This is a genomic window from Cellulomonas fengjieae (assembly GCF_018388465.1).
In the GTDB taxonomy this organism is placed as follows: Bacteria; Actinomycetota; Actinomycetes; order Actinomycetales; family Cellulomonadaceae; genus Cellulomonas; species Cellulomonas fengjieae.
The window spans coordinates 3,326,609-3,349,748 of record NZ_CP074404.1 but is presented as its reverse complement, the minus strand read 5'-3'; the positions used below and the strand labels follow the sequence as shown (position 1 = coordinate 3,349,748).

The following is a 23,140-nucleotide window of genomic DNA, read 5'->3' as shown; positions in this document are numbered from 1 at the left end:
GTGTCCCGGGTCCTGCTCGTCCTCGCGGTCCTGGCCGTCGCCACGGCGCTCGGCCTGTGGTGGCGTGCCCGCAACGGCCGCTACACCGCGGTCGATGCGGCGCTGCTCGGGTCCGCCCCGGCCGACCGGGCGGACGACACCCGGCTGACGCCTGCCGAGCTCGGGGCGCCGCTGGGTGCCCGGGCCACGTTCGTGCAGTTCTCGAGCGAGGTCTGTGCGCCGTGTCGGCGCACCCACGCGGTGCTCGCCACCCTGGCGGCCGAGAACGCCGACCTCTCGCACGTCGAGATGGACGTGGTGCAGCACCTGGACCTCGTGCGACGCTTCGGCATCATGCGCACCCCCACGACGCTCCTGCTCGACGCCCGTGGCGTCGTGGTCGGACGGATGTCCGGGGCGACGGACCGGCGGCACGCGCTCGCGGCCCTGGCGTCGTGTCCGGGCGGGGTCTGCGCCGTCTGACGCTGTGCCCCGGTGGGGCGGCAGGCCGGGCGCGCGACGGCCCCGGCCGACGGACCCCCCATCCAGCACCGTCCTCCAGGAGCACCCGTGAGCACGTCCTCGCCCACCCCCGCCGGCATCGACCCCCGCGGCCCGCGGTTCGGCGCCGCCCTCACCGCCGTCCTGCTCGTCGCCGTGCTGCTGCTCGACGGCACCGCCGCCCTGGTCGTGCTGGGGGTCGTCGTCGCGAGCTTCGCGCTCGGTGCCGTCGGCGGGGTGGCCCGGACCTGGCAGGGCCGGGTGTTCGCCACGCTGGTCCGCCCCCGCCTGGCACCGCCGGCCGACCTCGAGGACCCGCGCCCGCCGAGGTTCGCACAGCTGGTGGGCCTCGTGATCACCGGGGCGGGCCTCGTCCTCGGGCTGGCCGGTGTCGCGGTCGCGGTGCCGGTCGCCGCGGCGGTCGCGCTGGTCGCGGCGTTCCTCAACGCGGTGTTCGGGCTGTGCCTCGGCTGCGAGATGTACCTGCTGGCGCTGCGGGTGCGCGCCGCCAGGACCGCCTAGTAGACGAGCGCCTGCGCGCGCTCGGCCAGGGTCTCCTCGACGAACGCTGCGGCGCCGGCGATCCGGACGCCGGGCAGCACGTGCTCGGGGCCGATGCCGCGGCGGGCGGCGCACTGCGTGCACACGGTCACGCGGCCGCCGTCGAGCACGGCGGCGAGCAGGTCCGCCAGCGGGGCGGCGTGCTCGAGCACCAGGTCCGCGGCACGTCCCGGCAGGGCGAACCACGCCGACTCGCCCGTGAGCCAGAGGCTGACCTCCGCACCGGCGGCGACGGCCGTGGCAGCCACCGTGAACGCCTGGTTGGTCGCCTCCGGACGCTCGGTGCCGGAGGTGGTCTTGATCACGAGGGGGCGTGGCGTCGGACTCATCGGAACAGGCTAGGGGTGCGCGCTCGTTAGGATCGTCTGCATGACTGCGCTCGAGGGAGTCTTCATCGGCCTGCTGGTCGCGGCGACGCTGACGATCGGCTGGTTCGCCTGCTTCGTCGTCTACCGCCTGTACAAGGGCCAGCGCTGACATGTGCTGACATGTTCTGACGCAGCGCCCTGACCGACTGGGAGACCGCCATGCCGTTCGTCCTGCCCGACCCCGAGGGACTCGCTCCCGAGGTGTACCCGCTGGCCTGGCTCCTGGGCACCTGGCGCGGCGAGGGCGTGGTCGCGTACCCCGGCATCGACGAGGGCGCGTTCACGCAGGAGATCGTCGTGGCCAGCGACGGGGGGCCGTACCTGTCCTACACGTCCACGATCCGGCTGGTCACCGCCCCCGCGGACACGGGCGCGCTCGAGGACGAACCGCCCGCGCCCGTCTGGCAGACCGAGTCCGGGTACTGGCGCATCCCGCCGGAGCGGCCCACGGACTGGGGCCTGACGCCCGAGCAGCACGCGGTCGAGCTGCTGGTCGCGGACCCGTCCGGACACGTGGCGCTGTACATCGGCGCCGTGGGCAAGGGCCGGATCGACCTGGTCAGCGACGCGATCGTCCGGACGGCGAGCGGCGCCGAGGTGAGCGCCGGCAAGCGCCTCTACGGCCTGGTCAACGGTGAGCTCATGTGGGCGCACGACCTCGCGGCGTTCGGCCACCCCATGCAGTCCTACGCCTCCGGCCGCCTCGCGCGGGTCGAGGCCGCCACGGACGACGACGCCGCATGAGCACCGACGCACCCGTCGAGGTCCCCGCGGCGCACGGTGAGCCGCCGCGGCACGTCAGCGCGCTGCTCGCGCGCCGGGGTGCGGTCCGCGGCTCCGGTCCGGACGACGGCGTCGCCTGGCACTACGGCGACCCCACCGCGGAGCAGCGTGCCCTGTCGCGCGGCGGGGCCGTGGTCGACCAGTCGCACCTCGGGGTCGTCACCGTGACCGGGCCGGACCGCCTGACGTGGCTGCACTCGATCACGTCGCAGGAGCTCACGGCGCTGCCCCCGCGCACGTCCACCGAGCTGCTCGTGCTCAGCCCGCAGGGTCACGTCGAGCACGCGGCGGGCGTCGTCGACGACGGCGAGACCACGTGGCTGCTCACCGAGACGCCCACGTCGCTGGCGGCGTGGCTGAACCGGATGAAGTTCATGCTCCGGGTGGAGGTCGCCGACGTCACGGACGACTGGGCGGCCATCGGCGAGCCGGTCGACGCCGAGGGTGCCCCGGACGAGCCGGTCACCTGGCGGGACCCGTGGCCGCGCACCGCCCCCGGCGGCACCCGGTACGGGCCGCCCGACGACGAGCACCCGGGCGCCGACCGCGACTGGCGCCTGGTCCTGGTCCCGCGCGAGCGGCTGGTCGACGAGGTGCGGGCGCGCGAGGCGGCGGGCTGGCGCCTGGTCGGCACCTGGGCCAGCGAGGCCGCACGCATCGAGGCGTGGCGCCCGCGGGCGTCCCACGAGGTGGACCACCGCACCATCCCGCACGAGCTCGACTGGCTGCGCACCGCCGTGCACCTGAACAAGGGCTGCTACCGCGGCCAGGAGTCGGTCGCGCGCGTGCACAACCTCGGTCGGCCGCCGCGCCGGCTGGTGATGCTGCACCTCGACGGCTCCGGGCACCTGCTGCCCGAACCGGGGTCGGCGGTGCACGACGTGGTCCAGAGCGCGGACTCCCAGGAGCCCGGGCGGGTGGTCGGGCAGGTCACCTCGGTCGCGCGCCACCACGAGCTCGGACCGGTCGCGCTCGCCGTGGTCAAGCGGTCGGTGCCGCCCGACGTCGAGCTGGTCGTCCAGTCCGAGGCCGGGTCCGTCGCCGCGGGTCAGGAGCAGATCGTGCCGGGTGACGGGGTCTCGGTGGACCGGCCCGCCGCCCGCGGACCCCTCGCCCGCGGCCTGGGGCAGCACCCGAGCCTGTGACCGCCCCGCAGCCCCGCGCCATCGTCCGACGCGATGTGCGGCTGCGGCTCGCGGCCCGCGTCCGGCAGGGCTGGACGCGGGTGCAGGCCGCCTGGTTCCCCATCCTGCAGGCGTCCGTGGCCGGGGCCCTCTCGTTCGCGATCGGGTTCTACGTCCTGGGCCACGCGTACCCGTTCTTCGCCCCGGTGAGCGCCTGGATCGCCCTCGGGTTCACGGCCGACCGGTCGGTGCGCCGGGTGGCGGAGCTCGCCGTGGGCGTCGCGATCGGTGTCGCCCTCGGGGACCTCGTGGTGCACGTCATCGGCACCGGCGTCTGGCAGGTCGCCGTGGTGCTGTTCGCCGCCGCGATCATCGCCCGGTTCATCGACCGCGGTGCGATGCTCACCACGCAGGCGGGCGTGCAGGCGCTGGTCATCGTGGGGCTGCCCGCGATGACGGCCACCGGGGGACCGGTCGGCCGGTGGACCGACGCGGTGGTCGGCGGCGTGGTGGCGCTGGCGATAACGCTGCTCACGCCGAGCGACCCCCGTCGGCACCCCCGCACGCTGGCCCGGACGGCGGTCGAGGACCTGGCGGGCGTGCTGCGGATCCTCGGTCGTGGCCTGGCCGAGGGCTCCACGGCGGACGTCGAGGACGCGCTGGTGCGGGGCCGGGCCTCGCAGCCGGCCATCGACGACTGGTCCGAGACCGCGAAGAACGCCGGCGACCTGGCGCGCGTGTCCCCGACCAACCGCAGGTACCGGGAGGAGCTCGCCGCACTGGCGGGCAACGCGGTGCTGGCCGACCGGGCGATGCGCAACGCCCGGGTGCTGGCGCGCCGCTGCCGCTCCGTGGTCGCCGCGCAGAGCCACGACCTGACGCCGATCGCCGAGCAGGTCGAGGCGACCGCGGAGGCGACCGACGACCTCGCCGCCGCGCTCGGGGTGGGACGTGACCCCGAACGCGCGCGGGCGCAGCTGCTGGCGATCGCGGCGGCGCTCGACCCGTTCCGGCTGGCGGCGCAGGACTGGCAGGTGCAGAGCCTGGTCCTGCTGGCACGATCCCTGGTGGTCGACCTGCTGGAGGCGTCGGGTGTCGCCCCGCAGGAGGCGCGCGAGGCGCTCCCGGAGATCTGACCGCTCGAGAGCCGGGCGGTCCGTGGGCCGGCGGCGCTCGCCGTCGCGTGATGTCTCGTAGGCTCGGCCCGTGATCGCTAGCGCGCAGGTCGTCGTCTTCGTCGCCTTCTACCTCGTCATCTTCGGGCTGTCCGCATGGGCGCTGATCGACCTGCTGCGCAGGCCGGCCGCCGCGTTCTCGCAGGCGGGCAAGCGGACCAAGCGCTTCTGGGGAACCATCCTCGCCGTCGCGACGGTCGTCTCCTTCAGCGTCATCCCGGTCCCCGGCGTGCCGCACCTGCCGTCGTTCCTCGCGCTGCTGGCCGCGGTCGGGGCCATCGTGTACCTGGTCGACGTGAAGCCCGCCGTCACGCCCTACTCGCGGCGCCGCGGACCGCGGGGACCGCGAGGCGGCGGCTCGGGCGGCTGGTGAGCGTGCCCGACATCGGCACGGCCGCCGTCCCGCTCGCGCGCGTGCTGCGCGGAGGGCTGGTCGAGTCGGTGCACTTCGGCCACGTCGTCGTCCTGGCGCCGGACGGTTCGGAGCGGCTGGTCCTGGGCGACGCCGACGCGACCGTGTGGGCGCGCTCGTCGCTCAAGCCGCTGCAGGCGGTCGCGATGCTGCGGGCGGGGCTGGACGTGGACGGCGTGGACCTCGCGCTCGTCTGCGCGAGCCACAACGGCGAGCCGGGGCACCTGGACGTCGTGCGTGGGTTGCTCGCCGGTGCCGGCCTCGGCCCGGACGACCTGCACAACACGCCCGACTGGCCGCTGGACGCCGACTCCGCGTGGCGGTGGCGCGCGGAGGGCCACGGCACCGAGCCGCTCACGCAGAACTGCTCCGGCAAGCACGCCGGGATGCTCGCGACGTGCGTCGCCGCGGGCTGGCCGACGGCCGACTACCTCGACCCGGAACACCCGTTGCAGCGGGCCACCCGGGACGTGATCGCCGAGCTCACGGGCGTCCCCGTCGAGCGTGCGACCGTCGACGGCTGCGGCGCACCCCTGTTCTCGACGACGTTGCGCGGCCTGGCCCGGTCGTTCGGGCACCTGGCGTCCGGCGGCGGACAGGAGGGACGGGTCGGCCGGACCATGGCGACGCACCCGTGGCACGTGGCCGGAACCGGCCGGGACGCCACCCGGTTCATGGAGGCGGTCCCGGGCCTGGTGGCCAAGGACGGGGCCGACGGCGTCTACGCGGCCGGCCTGGCGGACGGCGGCGCTGTCGCGCTGAAGATCGTCGACGGGTCGTCGCGGCCCCGGCCCGCTGTCCTCGCCGCCGCCCTCACGGTCGCGGGCGTCGACCCCACGCTGGTGGCGGCGGTCGGCCTGACCCCCGTCCTCGGGCACGGGGCGCCGGTCGGCGAGGTCCTGGCGACCTTCGGCGCATGAGGGCGGTCGTCCAGCGCGTCACGCGCGCCTCGGTCACCGTGGACGGCGTGGTCGTCGGGGAGATCGACCGGCCCGGCCTGCTCGCCCTGGTGGGCGTGACGCCGGGTGACGGCCCGGAGCAGGTGGCCGTGATCGCTCGGAAGATCGCAGACCTGCGCATCCTGCGCGACGAGCGGTCCGCCGTCGACGTGGGCGCCCCGGTGCTCGTGGTGAGTCAGTTCACGCTGTACGGCGACACCCGTAAGGGCCGGCGGCCCACGTGGAACGCGGCGGCGCCGGGCCCGGTGGCGCAGCCGCTGGTCGACGCCGTGGTCGACGCGCTGCGGTCGCGAGGGCTCGAGGTGGCGACCGGGGTGTTCGGTGCGGACATGGCGGTGGAGCTGGTCAACGACGGACCGGTGACCCTGCTGCTGGAGTCGGCGCCCGGCTGAGCCCGGACGCCTCGACACCGGCCCGGCAAACGGAGAGGGCCCCTCGGAGTAAGCGTCCGAGGGGCCCTACCGTGTTCGCAGGTCAGGTGTCACCGGCGGACCGGCGACCGACGCCGCGCTGACGGTGCGGCTACGTCCCGACACCCGGTTCACCCCCGGCGCGGTCACCCTCGAGAGGGCTCCGACGCCGACGGCCCGCCGCGGGCGGGACGACTGCGAGCAACCTTCCGGGCCTGTGACGTCCCCCGCGTCGTCATCCGCGGGTCGTCGTGTCACCACGACGATGTGGTCGTCCGTTCTCCGGTCGGCCCGACATCCACAGCCTGTCCCCACCGGCGCGTCCTCCCCGAAGGGCGTTCCGCGCCGCCTGCTCGGCTCCCCGGAGGGGGCCGTGCGTCGAGGTTCCGGTCCTGCCCGATCCACCCTCAACCCGGTCCACGCAGGCTCCGAAAAGCCCACCTGACCTGCGGTTTCAGGTATCCCGGGAGGGATCCTTCACCTGCGGTTCTCGATCTGTCGATCTCGATAAGAGAGTTCTAGTCCTCCGTGGGGCCGGGCCACAAGGGCTTCCGGAAGCGTTCTTTATCCACCGTTTACCCCACAGCCTTATCCACAGGTTCACCTGCGGAAACACCGCGTTGACACAGGGGTGTGGACAGAATGTGTGGACGGCCGGCGTGTTGTTCACCCGTCCGGGCGTGCCCGCCCTTGTAACCTGGGCATCGGTCAAGGCCCCTCGGAGTAAGCGTCCGAGGGGCCTTACCCGTGTCGGCACGCGATGATGGCGCGATGCTGATCGAGGCCGTCCAGGGCGACATCACCACGCAGGACGTCGACGTCGTCGTCAACGCAGCGAACTCCTCCCTGCTCGGCGGGGGCGGGGTCGACGGTGCGATCCACGCCGCCGCCGGTCCCGAGCTGCTCCGGGCGTGCCGCGAGCTGCGCCGGACCGTGCTCCCGGACGGGCTCCCCGTCGGCGACGCCGTCGCTACCCCGGGGTTCGGGCTACCCGCGCGCTGGGTGGTGCACACCGTGGGCCCCAACCTGCACGCCGGCCAGAGCGACCCCGTGCTGCTCGAGTCGTGCTTCGCGCGCCCCCTGGAGCTGGCCGTGGAGCTCGGCGCGTCGAGCATCGCGTTCCCGGCCGTGAGCGCCGGCATCTACGGCTGGCCGGTGGCGGAGGTGGCGCGGATCGCGGTCGGGACCGTGCGGATGTGGCGGGACGGCGTGCAGCAGGATGCCGAGCCCGGGCGCACCCGGCCGCAGGGCATCGAGCTCGTGCGGTTCGTGCTCTTCTCGCCCGACGCCCTCGACGCGTTCCAGCGCGAGCTCGCCCGCGCCTAGCCCCGGCCGCGTGCGCGGGAGGCCGGCGACGGGCAGACGCGGTCAGGGTCCGCGCAGGGCGGCGACCGCCCGCGCGACGTCGTCCGTGTCGTTCCAGACGTGGAACCCGAGCCGGACGCCGCCGCCCCGACCGGCGGCGCGGGTCCCGCCCGCCGCCAGCAGCGCACGGCGGGAGCCGACCGCGTCGTCGGCCAGCGCGACGATGGCGCTGCCGCCGGGCGCGAGTCCGAGACCCGCGCGGAACGCGTCGGCGAGGCCGACGGCGTAGCGGTGGAGGTCCTGGGCCGGGGCGTCCGCGAACAGGTCCAGGGCGGGTGCGGCGCCCACCCAGCACAGCCAGGCCGGGGAGACGTCGAACCGTCGGGCGTCCTGCGCGAGGGCCATGGTCGGCCCGTAGACCGAGGACCAGATCTGGGCACCCGCGTACCACCCGGCCGCTGACGGGCGGAGCAGGTCGAGGTGCTCGGGTCGGACCGTCAGGAACGCCGTGCCGCGCGGCGCCGCGAGCCACTTGTACGTGGCGCAGGCGGTGATGTCGAAGCGGCTCGCGTCGACGGGGAGCCAGCCGGCGCCCTGCGTGATGTCGCAGACGGTCCGCGCCCCGACGGCCGTGGCCGCGGCCAGCACGGCGTCGACGTCCGCGACCCGGCCGTCCCGCGACTGCACGAGCGAGAACGCCACCGTGTGGGTGCCGGGCCGGACCTCGTCGGCGAGCGACTCCAGCGGGACGTGCCGGACCGTGACGCCGCGGTCCGCGTGCGCCACGAACGGGAACGTCACGGAGCTGAAGTCACCGTCGACCGCGAGCACCTCGGCGCCGTCCGGCACGGTGGCGGCGGCCATCCCGACCAGCACCGACGTCTGCGAGCCGACCGCCACCCACGAGGGGTCGACGCCGACGAGCCGGGCGTAGGAGGTGCGGGACGCCGCGACGGCCTCGTCGTAGATGCCGAGGTCCGCCTTCCCCGCCTGCCAGGTGTCGAGGGCCGCGTGCATGGCGTCGACGGTCGCCCGGGCGGGGAGCCCGCACGTGGCGGCGTCGAGGTAGCCGGGGACCGGCGCGAAGGCGGCACGCAGGGTGGCGAGGGACTGCATGGGTCGATCGTCGCGCACCCCGACGGGCCGCGGTCAACCCATTGTCGCGAGCCAGTCCCGGACGGCCTCCGCCACGGCGGCGGTGCTCGTGGGCAGGTGAGGACCGGGCAGGAAGACGGTGGTGAGCGGGCCGGGGACCACCGACAGGTGGGCGGTGAGCTCCTCCGGGGAGCCGAACGGGTCCGTCGTGCCCGAGACGGCCAGGACGGGGACGCGGAGGTCGGGCAGGTGCGCGATGCGGAGCTGGTCCGGGCGTCCCGGCGGGTGCAGGGGATAGGAGAGCAGGACCAGGCCGGCGGCGGGCATGCCCGCCGCGACCGCCATCGAGCACATCCGTCCGCCGAACGAGCGGCCGCCGAGCACGAGGGCATCGGTGCCGACGCCGAGGGAGGACGCGAAGGCCTCGGCCTGCGCCCGGACCTCCGCGACGGCCGGTCCGGCGGTCTTCGGCAGGTCGATCCGCCGCACAGGCAGCGGGGCGACGGCCGACTCGACCGCCACCAGCGGTGCGCTGTCGCGGCTCCCGCCGAAGCCGGGGGTGAGCAGGAGGCCGGCGACGCTCATCGCAGACCGAGCACCGAGGCGATCGTGCGCACCACGCCGTTGTCGGTGTTGGCCGGCGCGACGAACCGGGCGTGGGTCCGCACGTCCGGGTGCGCGTTGTCCATCGCGAACGACCAGTACGCGGCGTCCAGCATGCCGACGTCGTTGAAGTAGTCGCCGAACGCCATGGTCTGCTCCGCGCTGACCCCGAGTGCGGCCTGGACCTGGCGCAGGGCGTGCCCCTTGTCCGCCGTCGGGCTCATCGCGTCGACCCAGTGCTCGCCCGACACCAGGGCGTCGAACGGCTGGAGCAGCGGGCCGGCGCCCGCTGCCGCCGGGCCGAAGTCGTAGACCGCGACCTTGAGGATGTCGTCCTCGACCGCCGAGAGGTCGTCGACCACCTCGAGCTTCGCGTAGTACGGCGTCGCCTGGGCCAGGAACGGGTCGTCCGTGCGCTCGACGTAGGCCGACCGCTTGCCGCAGAGCACGGTGCCGAGGTCGAGGTGGTCGGCCGCGCGGACGGTCTCGATGACCTTGCGCGCGACATCGAGGTCGAGCACGTCGGAGCTGAGCTCCTCGTCGTGCTGCACCACGTAGGCGCCGTTCTCCGCGATGTACACCAGCTCGTCGCGCCCGAGCTGGCGACGCAGCGTGGCGTACTGGCGGCCGCTGGCCGGGCACAGCCGGATCCCGCGCCGGTCGAGCTCGTCGAGCAGCGGCCAGAAGTCGTCGTGGATCTGCTTCTGGTCGTCCAGCAGGGAGCCGTCCATGTCCACGGCGATGAGCCGGATGTCGGGCACGGTGTCGAAGACGGGGGGTTCCACGCCTCGATCCTCTCAGGCGGCCTCGCGGGCCAGGTGCTCCACCGTGGCGACCAGGGCTGTCAGCCCGGTCTCGACGTCGGCGAGGCTGACGTGCTCGTCGGGGTGGTGGCTGATCCCGTCGGCGTTGCGCAGGAACAGCATGCCGACGCCGGTGACCGCCCCGAGCGCCATGGCGTCGTGGCCCGCCCGGCTGAACAGCGCGGGGACGTGGCGGCGACCGGTGTTCTCGATCCCGGCCCGCACGACGTCCTGCAGCAGGGAGTCGCACATCACGGCCGGTGCCTCGTGCAGCTCGCGCGCCGACCAGGTCAGACCGCGTCGCCCGGAGATCTCCTCGAGCTCGCGGGTGATGGCGCCCCAGACCCGGTCCCGGTCGTCGTCGTGCTCGCCGCGCAGGTCGACCGTGAGCCGGGCCTCGCCGGGCACCACGTTGACGGCGCCGGGGAACGTCTCCAGCCGGCCGACCGTGCCGATGACGTGGTGCTCGACGCGGCACAGCCGCTCGACGGCGAGCGCCACCTCGCTGGCGCCCAGCAGGGCGTCGTGCCGCGTCTCGTACCGGGCGCCGCCCGCGTGCCGGGCCTCGCCGTCGATCTGCACGGCGAACCGCCGCGCGCTCGCGATGGACGTGACGACCCCCAGCGGGGCGCCGCCGTCGTCGAGCTCCGGGCCCTGCTCGATGTGCGCCTCGAGGTAGCCGACCAGCGACTGCGGCGACCGCGCCGCGGTGCCCACCCGGCCGGGGTCCAGGCCGAAGTCGCGGAACGCCGACCGCAGCGTGGTGCCGTGCTCGTCGGTCAGGTCCCACCACGCCTCGTCCCAGTGGCCGGCCATCGCCGAGCTGCCGAGCAGCGCCGTGCCGAACCGGGCACCCTCCTCGTCCCAGAACGCCACGACGTCCAGCCCGAACCGCAGGGTGCCCGCCACCGGCCGCAGCGCGCGGACCACCTCGATCGCCATGAGCACGCCGAGGATGCCGTCGTACCGGCCGGCGTCGCGCACGGTGTCCAGGTGCGAGCCGAGCAGCAGCGAGGGCGCCTCGGGGTCGGCGCCGGCGAGGTGCCCGCACTGGTTGCCGGCCGCGTCCTGCCAGGTGTCGAGGCCGGCCTCGCGCATCCAACGGGCGGCCAGCCGGTTGACGCGGGCGTGCTCGGCGGACAGGTAGACCCGTTCGATCCCCCCGGTCATCGACGTGTACGCGGCGAGCTCGTCGCACCGGGCCATGATCCGACGCGCGGCGGTGGCGGCGTCGAGCATCAGGCCTCCGCGTAGGCGGCGTCGACGCCGCCCCCGTGCGGCACGCGCGCGCCGGCGCGCCGCAGCACCTGCTCCAGCGCCGCCAGGGTGGTCAGCACGGTGTCGAGCCGCGCGTTGGCGCCCATGGTGCCGATCCGCCACACCCTGCCGTGCAGGGGGCCGAAGGACGTGCCGATCTCGATGCCGAAGTCCCGCAGCATCGCGGCGCGCACGGCGTCGCCGTCCACGCTGTCGGGGATCTCGACGGCGACCACGTTGTGCATCTTATGCGCCACGTCCCCGAACACCCCCAGCCCCAGGCCGCGGACCCCCGCGAGCATCGCGCGGCCGGCCCGCTCGTGCCGGTCGATGACGGCCTGCCGGCCCTCCTCGAGGATGATCCGGGCGCACTCCCGCGCCGCGTACAGCATGCTCGTCGCCTCGGTGTGGTGGTTGAGCCGCCGTGGCCCCCAGTAGTCGAGGATCATGCCGAGGTCGAAGTAGTTCGAGTGCACGGGTTCGCCGACGTCCTCGTCGGACTCCTCCCGGATCCCGGCCTCGATGCGGCGCCGGCCCCGGACGACCTCGACGGCCCGGTCGGAGAGGCTGATCGGCGCGCTGCCCGAGGGGCCGGACAGGCACTTCTGCAGGCCTGCCGTGGCGGCGTCCAGGCCCCACGCGTCCATCTCGAACGCGTTGCCGCCCAGCGACGCCGTGGCATCGGTGTAGAACAGCACGCCGTGCCGCTCGCAGATCGCACCGAGCTCGTCGAGCGGCTGGAGCATGGTGGTCGACGTGTCGCCCTGCACGACGGCCAGCAGGTGGGGGCGCACGCGGACGACCGCCTCCTCGATGACCGACGCCGGGAACACCTGCCCCCACGGCACCTCGATCGTGTGCACCTCGGCCTGCGCCCGCAGGGCGATCTCCGCGAGCAGATGCCCGAAGCGCCCGAAGACCGGCACGAGCACACGCTGGCCCGGCCGGACCAGCGACACGAGCGCGGCCTCGATGCCCGCCCGCGACGTCCCGTCCACCAGCACGGTCGCCTCGTTGCTCGTCGCGAAGACCTCGCGGTACAGCGCCATGGTCTCGTTCATGTAGCCCGTCATCACCGGGTCGTACTGGCCGACCAGCGGCGTGGACAGGGCGCGCAGCACGCGCGGGTCGGCGTTGACCGGCCCGGGTCCCATCAGCAGGCGGGTGGGCGGGTTGACCGGGGCGGTCATGCGGGTCCTTCCAGGGAGCGGGCGTGCCGGACCAGCGACAGATCGCTGCCGCGGGGGCCGACGAAGCAGACACCGACGGGGGCGGTGCCGAGCGGGGACGGGAAGCGCAGGAGGGGGACGGACAGCGCGGGCAGGCCGCCGATGCCGGCCACGGCGGTCATCCGCAGGGTCGCGGCGCGGACGCGGTCGAGCTCGTCGGCGCTCGCGGTGCGGGAGGGGGCCGGCCCGGGCGTGGTCGGCAGCACCACGACGGCATCGTCGGCGATCGCCTGGATCACCGACGCGAGCCGCTCGACCTCGGCGCGCGCGACCGCCTCCTGCTCCGCGGTCACGTCCCGCGCGGTCGCGAACCGCTCCCGCACGCCGGGTCCCACGGCATCCGGGTGTGCCTCGATCCACGTGCCGTGCGCCCGCCACGCCTCGGCGGCCTGCACCACCCGGAACGCCTCGAACCACGCGTCGAGCGGTCCGACCTCGATCTCCTCGACGGTGCCCGCGGCCCACGCCTCGAACGACTCGCGGGTCGCGGGCTCGACCAGCCGCAGGACCTCGACCGGGACGACCCGGCGGGACGGGAGCAGGGGCGCGTCGTCCTCCAGGCACCAGGTGGCGACCGCCTCGAGCGTCGCCCCGTCCCTGGTCAGCCAGCCGACCGTGTCGAACGACGGCGCGAGCGGTGCCATCCCCTGGCGCGGCACCAGCCCGTGCGTCGTGCGCAACCCCCACAGTCCCTGGTAGCTCGCGGGGACCCGGATCGAGCCGGCGGTGTCGCTGCCCAGCCCCACGTCCGCCTGGCCCGTGGCGACGGCGGTCGCGGGGCCGCTCGACGAGCCGCCCGGCAGGGCCCCGGGCAGCGCGCCGTTGGCGGGGGTGCCGTAGTGCGGGTTGGCGCCCGCGATCGAGTACGCGAACTCGTCCGTGCGGGCCAGCCCGCGCACCGACGCCCCGCCCTTGAGCAGGTCGAGCACCGCCGGGGCGTGCTGGCGCTCGCGGGCGGCCTCCCGCAGCCAGACCGGGTTGCCCGCGCCGATCCGGTAGCCGCGCACGGCGAACACGTCCTTGACGGCGACCCGCAGGCCGAGCAGCGGCCCCTCGAACGCACCCTGGTAGAGCGGGTCGCCGACCGTGCGCCACACCGAGCGGTCGAAGCTCGGTGTGCGGCCGGTGACGTGGGCCGCCGTGATGCGCCAGCGCCCGTCGGACCGCTGCCACACCTGGGTCTGCAGGCCGGTGCCCCCGCCCTGGTAGCGGGAGGTCGCGACGATCAACCAGCAGTCGTCGGCCAGGCGCCGGTACTCGACCCGGTCCAGCACGCGGGGCGTGATGCCGCCGCGGGTGCCGCGGAACGCGCTGATGGCGTCGTGCCCGACGAGCAGGCCGTCGGCGTCACCGCGCAGCGTGTCCGGCCCCGGCGCGAACGCGTCGTCGAGGGCTGCGACGTCGTCGGACGCGAGCGCGCGCTCGTAGGCGGCGAACGCCCCCTGCAGGTCGGGCGGGAGGTTCATCGGGACACCCCGTCCAGGTCGGCGACGCGGATCCGCGCGTGCGCCCCGCACACCTGGTCGACCACCTGGGAGATGTCGATGTCGGTGGCCGCCGACAGGTAGGCGTACGCGAGGTGCTCGTCGAGGCCCCAGCGCGCCTCCAGCAGCGCGAGCGCGGCCCGGACGCACTTGCGCACCGCCTCGCCCAGGTCCGCGTCCAGGCCGGTCGGCACCAGGTACTCGGGCGTGCGCACCAGCGGCCCGACGAACGGGCCGAACTCGACCAGCGCCTCGGCGGCCGGGACCACGTCGAACCGCAGCGTGACCCGCAGGGACGCCTCCAGCGCGGTCAGCGCCACCTCGCCGTCGCCCTGCGCGAAGTGCGGGTCGCCCACGTACGCGAGCGCGCCCGGCACCTGCACGGGCAGGTAGAGCGTGCTGCCCACCTGGAGGAGGTTGATGTCGAGGTTGCCGCCGTGGGTGCCCGGCGGGACGGAGTGCGGGCGGGCGTGCCCGGGCACCGCGACACCCATGATCCCGAGGAAGGGCGCCAGCGGGAACTCGACCAGGCGCGCGCCGCCCTCGACCGCGGGCAGGCAGCCGACGAGGCCGGTGTCCCTGCTCTCCACCGTGGTGAAGACGCTCACGTTCTGCGGGCCGCGCGGGAGCTCCCCGGCCAGGGACCCGCGTCCGTGCCGGCTCGAGATCACGCCGTACGGCACGCGCGGGGTCGTCTCCAGGACCGTGATCGCCAGGAGGTCGCCCGGCAGCGCACCCGCGACGTGGATCGGCCCGGTCACGACGTGCGGCCCGTCGGCGGGGTCGCGCGTCAGGGTGCGGACGATCTCGACCGCGTCGGTGAGCACGTCGTGCGGCGCGACGCCGTGGCCGCCGAAGTACGCCAGCGGGTCGCTGCCCTGGTCGTCGAGCAGGCCCTCGTGGCTGACGGTGTCGATCGTGACCTCGGTGCCCGGCTCGATGCGGAGCACGGGGGCGTCGGCCTCGCACGGCAGCCGCCCCCACAGGACGGTCTGCGGGGTGGACGGGAGGTAGGCCGCCCCGCGGATCTGCCCGGCACCGGGCTGCAGAATTGCACTCATCGGCCATGCACCCCCACCATGACGCCGTGAAGACCTGGGACCACGCGCGCCGACACCTGGTGCTGATGCTGGCACTGACGTTCACGACCGGCATCGTCGACGCCGTCGGATACCTGGGCCTGGACCGCGTGTTCACGGCGAACATGACCGGCAACGTGGTCATCCTCGGCATGGGGCTCGCGGGCGCCGACGACCTGCCCGTGCTCGGGCCGGCGCTCGCGCTGGTCGGCTTCCTGGTGGGTGCCGCGCTGGGCGGACGTGTGCTGCGGACCGCGCCCGCCGGCTGGTCGGACCGCACGAGCGGCACGTTCGCCGCGACCGGTGTGCTGGCGATCCTGCTCGGCGTCGGTGCGCTCGTCGCGCCGCCGGAGGAGGGCAGCCTCTGGGCGCTGACCGTCACCACCGTGCTGGCCCTCGCGATGGGCCTGCAGGCCGCGAGCGCGCGACGGCTGGCCGTCAAGGACGTCACCACGGTCGTCGTGACCTCGACCCTCACGGGTCTCGCCGCGGACAGCCGGCTGGCCGGCGGCGCGGGTGACGGCTGGGCGCGGCGCTCGCTCGCCGTGCTGCTGATCCTGGTGGGTGCTGCGGTCGGCGCGCTGCTGCTGCGCGCCAGCGGCGATCAGGGCGTCGGCGTGGGGATGCTGGTGGCGGGGGTGCTGGCCGTGGCGGTCGCGGTGCTCGGGCACCGGCACCGCGAGGCCTGACGGCTCAGGCACGGGCGGTCTCCGGCAGGAGCACGCGCCCGCGCCCGGGGCCGGTCACCCGGCCCGCGCTGACCACGACGTCGCCGTGCAGCCACACCGTCCGCACGGCTCCGGCCACCGTGGCGCCGTCGTAGGGCGACACCGGGTTGCGGTGCTCCAGCGTGTGCACGTCGATCACCCGCTCGTCGTCGGGTGCGAACGCCACGAGGTGCGCGGGTGCGCCGACCGCCAGGGTCCCCGCCGCCACGCCCGCGACGCGCGCGGGCCCGGTGGTGAGCAGCGGCAGCAGCGCCTCCAGGGGGACCCCGCGGCGGCGCGCCTCGGTCCAGACCACCGACAGCCCGAGCTGGAGGCCGGCGATGCCGCCCCAGGACAGCCCGAAGTCGGCGTTCTTGAGATCGGCGGTGGAGGGCGAGTGGTCGGAGACGATCGCGTCGACGGTCCCGTCCAGCACGGCCTCCCAGAGGAGGTCCTGGTTGGTGCCGTCCCGGATCGGGGGACAGCACTTGAACTGCGTCGCGGCGGCCGGCACGTCCTGTGCCCGGAGCGCCAGGTAGTGCGGGCACGTCTCGACGGTCAGCGGCAGGCCCTCGGTCCTGGCGGCGCGGATCAGGTCGAGCGAGCCGGCGTCCGACAGGTGCAGGACGTGCGCCCGGGCCCCCGTGCGCCGCATCGCGTCGATCAGGCCCGCGATGGCGTGCCGCTCGCTGACCGGCGGCCGGCTCGCCAGGAAGTCGGCGTAGTGCGGGCCCAGCGCACCGCCGCCGAGCAGGTCGGCGGGGTGCTCGGCGTGCACGATCAGCACGCTGCCGAGCGCGGCCACCTCCGCCAGGGCGGCCTCGAGCTGGTCGTCGTCCAGGTGCCCGAACTCGTCGACCCCCGACGGGGCGAGGAACGCCTTGAACCCACGCACGCCCGCCGCGTGCAGCGGGCCCAGCCCGCCCAGGTTGTCGGGCACCGCGCCGCCCCAGAACGCCACGTCGACGCTGAGCTTGCCGTCGGTCGCGGCGCGCTTGGCGTCCAGCGCCTCGACGGTCGTGGTGGGCGGGATCGAGTTGAGCGGCATGTCGACGAGCGTGGTCACGCCACCCGCGGCGGCCGCGCGGGTCGCTGACGCGAACCCCTCCCAGGCGGTCCGGCCGGGCTCGTTGACGTGCACGTGGCTGTCGACCAGGCCGGGCAGGAGCACCTCGTCGTCGGCCAGGTCGACCACCGGGACGGTGTCGGGGACGGGGCCGTCGAGCGCCGCGATGCGCCCGTCGGTCACGGCGACGTGCGCCGGGCGCCAGGCATTGCCCACCCAGGCGCGGTGCGCGCGGACGACGAGGTCAGGCAGGCTCATGGCGGCTCCCGTGGTGGTCTGCTGCGTCAGGCTACGGCCACGGGCACGGCCGCGTCCGCGCGGATCTCGAAGCCCGCCAGCAGGCCGGACATCGGCTTGGCTGGCGGCGGCGCGTACTCCCCGCCGGCGCCGGGTCGCAGACCGAGCGCCAGGAGGGACTGCACGAGCACCGTGCCGGCCGCCACACCGTCGACCACGGGCACGCCGATGTCGTCGGCGATCGCCGCGCACAGCTCCGCCATGCCCGCGCAGCCCAGGACGACCGCGTCGGCGCCGTCCTGCTGGACCGCGCGGCGGCACTCGGCGGTGAGCCGCTCGCGGGCGCCCGGCTGCTCGAGGCCCAGCACGGAGATCTCGCACGCGCGGACGGCGACGCACGACTCACGGAAGCCGTAGCGGTCCGCGAGCTCGCGGGCCCGCGCCGTGGTGCGGCCCAGCGTCGTCACCACGGTGAAGCGCCGGCCGACCAGCGCCGCGGCGTGCATCGCGGCCTCGGCGATCCCGATCACCGGCCCGCGCGCCAGCTCGCGCGCAGCGTCGACGCCGGGGTCCCCGAAGCAGGCCACGACGTACCCGTCGACCCCCTCCGACTCGCCCAGGGCGACCTGCTCCAGGAGCCCTGGCACGGCCAGCGCCTCCTCGTAGTGGCTCTCGATCGACGCCGGACCCATCGTCGGCTGGACCGCGTCGACGACGGTGCCCGGGGCCGCCACCACCCGGGCTGACCGACCGATCAGGTCGGTCATCGCCCGGGTGGTGTTGGGGTTGATGACCCGGATGTGCATGGGTCAGGCCACAACCTCTACCGACATGCCCGTGCGCTCCTCGACCGTGCCGTCGGAGACGTGCTCGTCGGCCGGGTCCAGCTGGGGGATCTGCGGGTTGCGGCGCTCGAGGAACACGAAGAGCGCGAACCCCACCCCGCACCCGATGAACCAGCTGTACTGCGCGATCCAGGTGACGTCGAACGCACCCGCGTCCGCGAACGCCTTCGGCAGCACGGCGGCGGCGATCGCCACGAGCCCCGCGACGAGCACGGTGGACACCGCGTTGCGGTTGTAGCCGCCGGAGTACCAGTACTTGCCGGTCGGGGCCAGCGTGAACATGTCGTCGACGTGCACGCGCTGCTTGCTGATCACGTAGTAACCGGCGATGAGGATGCCGAACAGCGGGCCGATCAGCGCCCCCAGGACGCCGAGCGTGTAGTGGATGGCGTCCGCGTTGGAGTACCAGTTCCACGGCGTCAGGATCACCGAGCCGACGGCCGCGATCATGCCGCCCATCCGCCAGCTGATCTTCTGCGGGGAGACGTTGGAGAAGTCGAACGCGGGGGAGATGAAGTTGGCGACGATGTTGATGCCGACCGTTGCGATGACGAAGGTGAGGCCGCCGAGCAGGATCGCGAACGGGGTGTCGATCCGCTCGACCGTGTGGATCGGGTCCGTGATGAGCTCGCCGAACACGGGGACGGTCGCCGACGCGCAGATGACGGTCAGCAGCGAGAAGAACAGGAAGTTGACGGGCAGCCCGAGGAAGTTGCCCTTCTTCACCGCGCCGAAGCTCTTGCCGTACCGGGCGAAGTCGCCGAAGTTCAGCATCGGCCCCGAGAAGTAGGCCACGACGAGCGCGATCGCCCCGAGCATCACGGGGATCGACGCCCAGAAGCCCTTGGGCGGTCCGGACGACAGGCTGAACGAGATGTTGCTCCAGCCCGCCTCGGAGACCAGGTAGACCGCCAGCATGATCATCACGACGTACACGGCCGGACCGGCCCAGTCGATGAACTTGCGGATGGTCTCCATCCCTCGCCAGAAGAGCGCGGCCTGGGCGACCCAGAGGATCGCGTAGGAGATCCAGCCGAGCGTCGACAGGCCGACGAAGCTGGTCTCCAGCAGCTGCGCGGAGCTCGGGATGAACTTCAGGAAGATGATGTTGAGCGCCTCGGCCGCGAGGAACGTCTGCACCCCGTACCAGGCCACCGCGATCAGGCCGCGGATGATCGCGGGGATGTTGGCGCCGAGCACGCCGAACACCGCGCGGTTGATGACCGGGTAGGGGACACCCGTCTTCTGGCTCGGCTTGGCGACGAGGTTGCAGAAGACCTGCACGATGACGATGCCGACGATCAGCGCGACGAGCACCTGCCAGCTGGCGATGCCGAGCGCGAACAGGCTGCCGGCCGTGACGTAGCCGCCGACGCTGTGCACGTCGGACATCCAGAACGCGAAGATGTTGTACGACGACCAGGTCTGCTTCTTCAGCGGCGCCAGGTCCTCGTTGGTGAGCTGCGGGTCGTAGCTCGGCTTGATGACCCCGGCGCCCGGGGGCAGGCCGGCGGCCTCGAAGACGTCGTTCGGCAGAGCTTCGGACGGAGCTTGTCCAGGGTTCATGGTGGTCCTCACGCGGGGAGGGGCGCTGGGGTCGGAGCGGGCTCGTCGGCGTCCCGACGAGCTCTGTCCGTCTGTGTCTGTCATCCCGTACGGTGAAGCGATTGCTGAACGGTTGTGAATCTATGACTTCACAACCCGCGATCGGTTTCCGCTCTGTGAACTTTGGACTTCATTCGTGAGTCCGCGGGAGGAGTCGCTGGTGACCACCTCGGTGGACGAGTCGGGCGCCCTGCTCGACGCCTTCGACTCCGAGCAGCTCGGCGCGCGCCTGCGCGAGCTGCGCGAGGAGCGCGGGCTGACCCTGCGCGAGGTCGGCGAGCGCGTGGGCGTCTCCGCCAGCGCGGTGTCCCAGATCGAGCGCGGCGTCCTGCGGCCCTCCGTGAACCGCCTCTTCGCGCTGGTGACGGCGCTCGACGCCGGGCTGGTCGACGTGTTCGGCGGGCCGTCGGTCGTCGCGCGGCAGTCCGTCGTCGACGGCTACGTCGTGCGCCGCGCGGTCGAGGCCGACGTCGTCCGCCTCGCCGGCGGCGTGGTCTTCCGGCGCCTGTCCCCGGGGCCGTCGCGCGACGTCGACTTCTTCGAGTCGACCTATCCGCCGGGCTCCACGGGCGCGGAGCAGAACGAGCTGCTGACCCACGTGGGGTACGAGATCGGCACGGTCACGCACGGCGAGCTGACCATCGACTTCCCCGACGAGCGCGTCGTCGTCCGGGCCGGCGACACGATCTCCTACGCGTGCGGCACCCCGCACAGGCTCAGCAACCAGTCGGACGGCGTCACGGTGGCGACCTGGGTGATCGTGCACCCGGTCGCCTGAACCGGGCGGCCCGCGTCACGCCTGCGGCGAACACAGGCAGTACTGGCACCACCCCGCCGTTAGCATCGAACAACGCCGACCGTCGACCCCTGGTGCGCCAGCTGGGGGAGCCGGCACGCAGCTCGTGAGGAGTGCACATGTTCGAGAGATTCACGGACCGAGCCCGTCGCGTGGTCGTCCTTGCCCAAGAAGAGGCACGGATGCTCAACCACAACTACATCGGCACGGAGCACATCCTGCTGGGCCTGATCCACGAGGGTGAGGGCGTCGCCGCCAAGGCCCTCGAGTCGCTCGGCATCTCGCTCGAGGCCGTCCGCGCCCAGGTGCAGGAGATCATCGGCGAGGGCCAGCAGGCTCCGTCGGGCCACATCCCCTTCACCCCGCGCGCCAAGAAGGTGCTCGAGCTCTCGCTGCGCGAGGCGCTCCAGCTGGGCCACAACTACATCGGGACCGAGCACATCCTGCTCGGCCTCATCCGCGAGGGCGAGGGCGTCGCCGCCCAGGTCCTCAACAAGCTGGGTGCGGACCTGAACCGCGTGCGCCAGCAGGTCATCCAGCTCGTCTCCGGCTACCAGGGCAAGGAGCCCGTCGCCGCCGGCGGTCCGCAGGAGGGGCAGCCCTCGGGCAGCGCCGTCCTCGACCAGTTCGGCCGCAACCTCACGCAGGCTGCGCGCGACGGCAAGCTCGACCCGGTGATCGGGCGCGAGAAGGAGATCGAGCGGGTCATGCAGGTGCTGTCCCGCCGCACCAAGAACAACCCGGTCCTCATCGGGGAGCCCGGCGTCGGCAAGACCGCCGTCGTCGAGGGCCTCGCGCAGGACATCGTGCGCGGCGACGTGCCCGAGACGCTCAAGGACAAGCAGCTCTACACGCTGGACCTGGGCGCGCTCGTGGCCGGCAGCCGCTACCGCGGTGACTTCGAGGAGCGCCTGAAGAAGGTGCTCAAGGAGATCCGCACGCGCGGCGACATCATCCTGTTCATCGACGAGATCCACACGCTCGTCGGGGCGGGCGCCGCCGAGGGCGCCATCGACGCCGCGAGCATCCTCAAGCCGATGCTGGCGCGCGGCGAGCTGCAGACCATCGGTGCCACCACGCTCGACGAGTACCGCAAGTACGTCGAGAAGGACCCGGCCCTGGAGCGTCGCTTCCAGCCGATCCAGGTGGCCGAGCCCAACCTGCAGCACGCGATCGAGATCCTCAAGGGCCTGCGCGACCGGTACGAGGCGCACCACCGCGTGTCCATCACGGACGGCGCCCTGGTGGCGGCCGCGACGCTGGCGGACCGGTACGTCAACGACCGCTACCTGCCGGACAAGGCGATCGACCTGGTCGACGAGGCCGGCGCGCGCCTGCGCATCCGCCGCATGACGGCTCCGCCGGAGCTGCGCGAGCTCGACGAGCAGATCGCCGAGACGCGCCGCGACAAGGAGTCGGCGATCGACGAGCAGGACTTCGAGAAGGCAGCCCGTCTGCGCGACGCCGAGAAGCAGCTCGGCCTCAAGCGCGTGGAGAAGGAGAAGGCCTGGAAGTCCGGCGACCTCGACGCGGTCTCCGAGGTGGACGAGGAGCTCATCGCCGAGGTGCTGGCGATCGCCACGGGCATCCCGGTGTTCAAGCTGACCGAGGAGGAGTCCAGCCGCCTGCTCCACATGGAGGAGAACCTGCACAAGCGGGTCGTCGGCCAGGACGCCGCCATCAAGGCGCTCTCGCAGGCCATCCGTCGTACGCGTGCGGGCCTCAAGGACCCGAAGCGCCCCGGTGGGTCGTTCATCTTCGCCGGGCCCACGGGCGTCGGGAAGACCGAGCTGGCCAAGGCGCTCGCGGAGTTCCTGTTCGGGGACGAGGACGCGCTGATCCAGCTCGACATGTCGGAGTTCTCCGAGAAGCACACCGTCTCGCGGCTGTTCGGCTCGCCCCCCGGCTACGTCGGGTACGACGAGGGTGGTCAGCTGACCGAGAAGGTGCGGCGCAAGCCGTTCTCGGTGGTCCTGTTCGACGAGGTCGAGAAGGCCCACGCGGACATCTTCAACTCGCTGCTGCAGATCCTCGAGGACGGTCGCCTGACCGACTCGCAGGGCCGCGTGGTCGACTTCAAGAACACCGTGATCATCATGACCACGAACCTCGGCACCCGGGACATCGCCAAGGGCCTCATGACCGGCTTCCAGGCCGGCGGGGACCTGTCGACGTCGTACGAGCGCATGAAGTCCAAGGTCAACGACGAGCTCAAGCAGCACTTCCGGCCTGAGTTCCTCAACCGCGTGGACGACGTGGTCGTGTTCCCGCAGCTGTCCCAGCCGGAGATCTTCCAGATCGTCGACCTCATGGTCGCCAAGCTGGCGAAGCGCCTGCGGGACAAGGACATGGACATCGAGATCACGCCCGCGGCCAAGAAGCTGCTGTCGGAGAAGGGTTACGACCCGGTCCTGGGTGCTCGGCCGCTGCGCCGTGCGATCCAGCGGGACATCGAGGACGCACTGTCCGAGAAGATCCTGTTCGGCGAGCTCAAGGCGGGCCAGAAGGTGATCGTGGACGCCGAGGGCGAGGGTCTGCTCGGGGAGTTCACGTTCCGTGGCGTCCCGCGCGGTGCGTACACGTCCGAGCCGGTCCCGGTCGGCGCCTACGGCACGCCGGGTTCGGGTACCGACCTGCCCGCTGCCGGGCCCGTCGTCAGCGACTCCGGGACGGGCACCCTGCCCCAGGTGAGCTGACACGCACCACACGAACGCCCCGGTCCTTCGCGGACCGGGGCGTTCGTCGTGTGGGTGCGGG

23 protein-coding genes are annotated in these 23,140 nt (G+C 73.6%); 12 read left to right on the top strand and 11 right to left on the bottom strand.

What is annotated here, in order from left to right; genetic code table 11:
* Positions 1-462: a thioredoxin family protein gene (locus tag KG102_RS15470; protein WP_208212816.1), complete on the top strand. Its 462-nt coding sequence runs from the start codon at positions 1-3 to the stop codon at positions 460-462.
* Positions 463-549: 87 nt separating this feature from the next.
* Positions 550-1,002, top strand: a complete 453-nt coding sequence (locus KG102_RS15465) for a DUF4395 domain-containing protein (protein ID WP_208212815.1) — start codon at positions 550-552, stop codon at positions 1,000-1,002.
* Here KG102_RS15465 and KG102_RS15460 read toward each other — a convergent pair.
* Complete coding sequence (locus KG102_RS15460) at positions 999-1,370, bottom strand: DsrE family protein (protein WP_208212814.1); 372 nt, start codon at positions 1,368-1,370, stop codon at positions 999-1,001. The two genes, KG102_RS15465 and KG102_RS15460, sit on opposite strands and share 4 nt — an antisense overlap.
* Positions 1,371-1,568: 198 nt before the next feature.
* Between KG102_RS15460 and KG102_RS15455 the strand changes: the two genes are divergently transcribed.
* The 7 genes from KG102_RS15455 to KG102_RS15430 all read left to right on the top strand — a co-directional run bounded on the left by KG102_RS15455 (position 1,569) and on the right by KG102_RS15430 (position 7,598).
* Positions 1,569-2,153, top strand: coding sequence for an FABP family protein (locus KG102_RS15455; RefSeq protein WP_208288175.1), 585 nt, complete (start codon positions 1,569-1,571; stop codon positions 2,151-2,153).
* A complete protein-coding gene (gene ygfZ, locus KG102_RS15450; protein WP_208288176.1) occupies positions 2,150-3,337 on the top strand; it encodes a CAF17-like 4Fe-4S cluster assembly/insertion protein YgfZ in 1,188 nt (395 codons plus the stop codon). The genes KG102_RS15455 and ygfZ overlap by 4 nt, the downstream gene beginning before the upstream one ends.
* On the top strand, positions 3,334-4,452 hold the full coding sequence (locus KG102_RS15445) for an FUSC family protein (RefSeq protein ID WP_249667355.1): 1,119 nt from the start codon (positions 3,334-3,336) through the stop codon (positions 4,450-4,452). Before ygfZ ends, KG102_RS15445 begins: the two co-directional genes overlap by 4 nt.
* A gap of 70 nt (positions 4,453-4,522) precedes the next feature.
* A complete protein-coding gene (locus tag KG102_RS18845) occupies positions 4,523-4,864 on the top strand; it encodes a DUF2516 family protein (RefSeq protein WP_249667354.1) in 342 nt (113 codons plus the stop codon).
* Complete coding sequence (locus KG102_RS15440; protein WP_243883962.1) at positions 4,858-5,823, top strand: asparaginase; 966 nt, start codon at positions 4,858-4,860, stop codon at positions 5,821-5,823. Before KG102_RS18845 ends, KG102_RS15440 begins: the two co-directional genes overlap by 7 nt.
* On the top strand, positions 5,820-6,254 hold the full coding sequence (gene dtd, locus KG102_RS15435) for a D-aminoacyl-tRNA deacylase (protein WP_208288178.1): 435 nt from the start codon (positions 5,820-5,822) through the stop codon (positions 6,252-6,254). Before KG102_RS15440 ends, dtd begins: the two co-directional genes overlap by 4 nt.
* Positions 6,255-7,043: 789 nt before the next feature.
* Entirely contained in the window at positions 7,044-7,598 is a 555-nt protein-coding gene (locus KG102_RS15430) for an O-acetyl-ADP-ribose deacetylase (RefSeq protein WP_208212809.1), read from the top strand.
* A gap of 42 nt (positions 7,599-7,640) precedes the next feature.
* Here the strand turns inward: KG102_RS15430 and KG102_RS15425 are convergent, their stop codons facing one another.
* From KG102_RS15425 to KG102_RS15395, 7 genes are read right to left on the bottom strand one after another with little or no spacing between them, the layout of a single operon-like run.
* A complete protein-coding gene (locus KG102_RS15425; RefSeq protein WP_208288179.1) occupies positions 7,641-8,693 on the bottom strand; it encodes an aminotransferase class V-fold PLP-dependent enzyme in 1,053 nt (350 codons plus the stop codon).
* 33 nt (positions 8,694-8,726) lie between these two features.
* Positions 8,727-9,257 (bottom strand): alpha/beta hydrolase family protein, encoded by a 531-nt coding sequence (locus KG102_RS15420; protein WP_208212807.1) that lies wholly within the window; start codon positions 9,255-9,257, stop codon positions 8,727-8,729.
* Positions 9,254-10,060, bottom strand: coding sequence for a Cof-type HAD-IIB family hydrolase (locus tag KG102_RS15415; protein ID WP_256440356.1), 807 nt, complete (start codon positions 10,058-10,060; stop codon positions 9,254-9,256). Before KG102_RS15415 ends, KG102_RS15420 begins: the two co-directional genes overlap by 4 nt.
* Before the next feature lie 12 nt (positions 10,061-10,072).
* Positions 10,073-11,317 carry an allantoate amidohydrolase gene (locus KG102_RS15410; RefSeq protein ID WP_208212806.1) on the bottom strand — a complete coding sequence of 415 codons (1,245 nt, stop codon included), beginning with the start codon at positions 11,315-11,317 and terminating at the stop codon, positions 10,073-10,075.
* Positions 11,317-12,525, bottom strand: coding sequence for a pyridoxal-phosphate-dependent aminotransferase family protein (locus KG102_RS15405; RefSeq protein WP_243883885.1), 1,209 nt, complete (start codon positions 12,523-12,525; stop codon positions 11,317-11,319). Before KG102_RS15405 ends, KG102_RS15410 begins: the two co-directional genes overlap by 1 nt.
* Complete coding sequence (locus KG102_RS15400) at positions 12,522-14,030, bottom strand: AtzH-like domain-containing protein (protein ID WP_208288180.1); 1,509 nt, start codon at positions 14,028-14,030, stop codon at positions 12,522-12,524. Before KG102_RS15400 ends, KG102_RS15405 begins: the two co-directional genes overlap by 4 nt.
* Positions 14,027-15,109: an acetamidase/formamidase family protein gene (locus KG102_RS15395; protein ID WP_208288181.1), complete on the bottom strand. Its 1,083-nt coding sequence runs from the start codon at positions 15,107-15,109 to the stop codon at positions 14,027-14,029. The genes KG102_RS15400 and KG102_RS15395 overlap by 4 nt, the downstream gene beginning before the upstream one ends.
* Positions 15,110-15,135: 26 nt before the next feature.
* On the opposite strand from KG102_RS15395, the gene KG102_RS15390 reads away from it, so the two are divergent.
* Positions 15,136-15,816 carry a YoaK family protein gene (locus tag KG102_RS15390; RefSeq protein ID WP_307802829.1) on the top strand — a complete coding sequence of 227 codons (681 nt, stop codon included), beginning with the start codon at positions 15,136-15,138 and terminating at the stop codon, positions 15,814-15,816.
* A 4-nt stretch (positions 15,817-15,820) separates the two neighbouring features.
* On the opposite strand, the gene allB is transcribed toward KG102_RS15390, so the two are convergent.
* From allB to KG102_RS15375, 3 genes are read right to left on the bottom strand one after another with little or no spacing between them, the layout of a single operon-like run.
* Positions 15,821-17,158 (bottom strand): allantoinase AllB, encoded by a 1,338-nt coding sequence (gene allB / locus KG102_RS15385; protein ID WP_208288183.1) that lies wholly within the window; start codon positions 17,156-17,158, stop codon positions 15,821-15,823.
* 26 nt (positions 17,159-17,184) lie between these two features.
* Positions 17,185-17,943 carry an aspartate/glutamate racemase family protein gene (locus KG102_RS15380; protein WP_208212801.1) on the bottom strand — a complete coding sequence of 253 codons (759 nt, stop codon included), beginning with the start codon at positions 17,941-17,943 and terminating at the stop codon, positions 17,185-17,187.
* Positions 17,944-17,946: 3 nt separating this feature from the next.
* Positions 17,947-19,548, bottom strand: coding sequence for an NCS1 family nucleobase:cation symporter-1 (locus KG102_RS15375; RefSeq protein WP_208212800.1), 1,602 nt, complete (start codon positions 19,546-19,548; stop codon positions 17,947-17,949).
* Positions 19,549-19,723: 175 nt separating this feature from the next.
* Between KG102_RS15375 and KG102_RS15370 the strand changes: the two genes are divergently transcribed.
* Both KG102_RS15370 and KG102_RS15365 read left to right on the top strand, forming a co-directional pair.
* Positions 19,724-20,365, top strand: a complete 642-nt coding sequence (locus KG102_RS15370) for a helix-turn-helix domain-containing protein (RefSeq protein WP_208288184.1) — start codon at positions 19,724-19,726, stop codon at positions 20,363-20,365.
* 137 nt (positions 20,366-20,502) lie between these two features.
* Positions 20,503-23,079 (top strand): ATP-dependent Clp protease ATP-binding subunit, encoded by a 2,577-nt coding sequence (locus tag KG102_RS15365; protein ID WP_208212798.1) that lies wholly within the window; start codon positions 20,503-20,505, stop codon positions 23,077-23,079.
* Positions 23,080-23,140 lie beyond the last annotated feature (61 nt).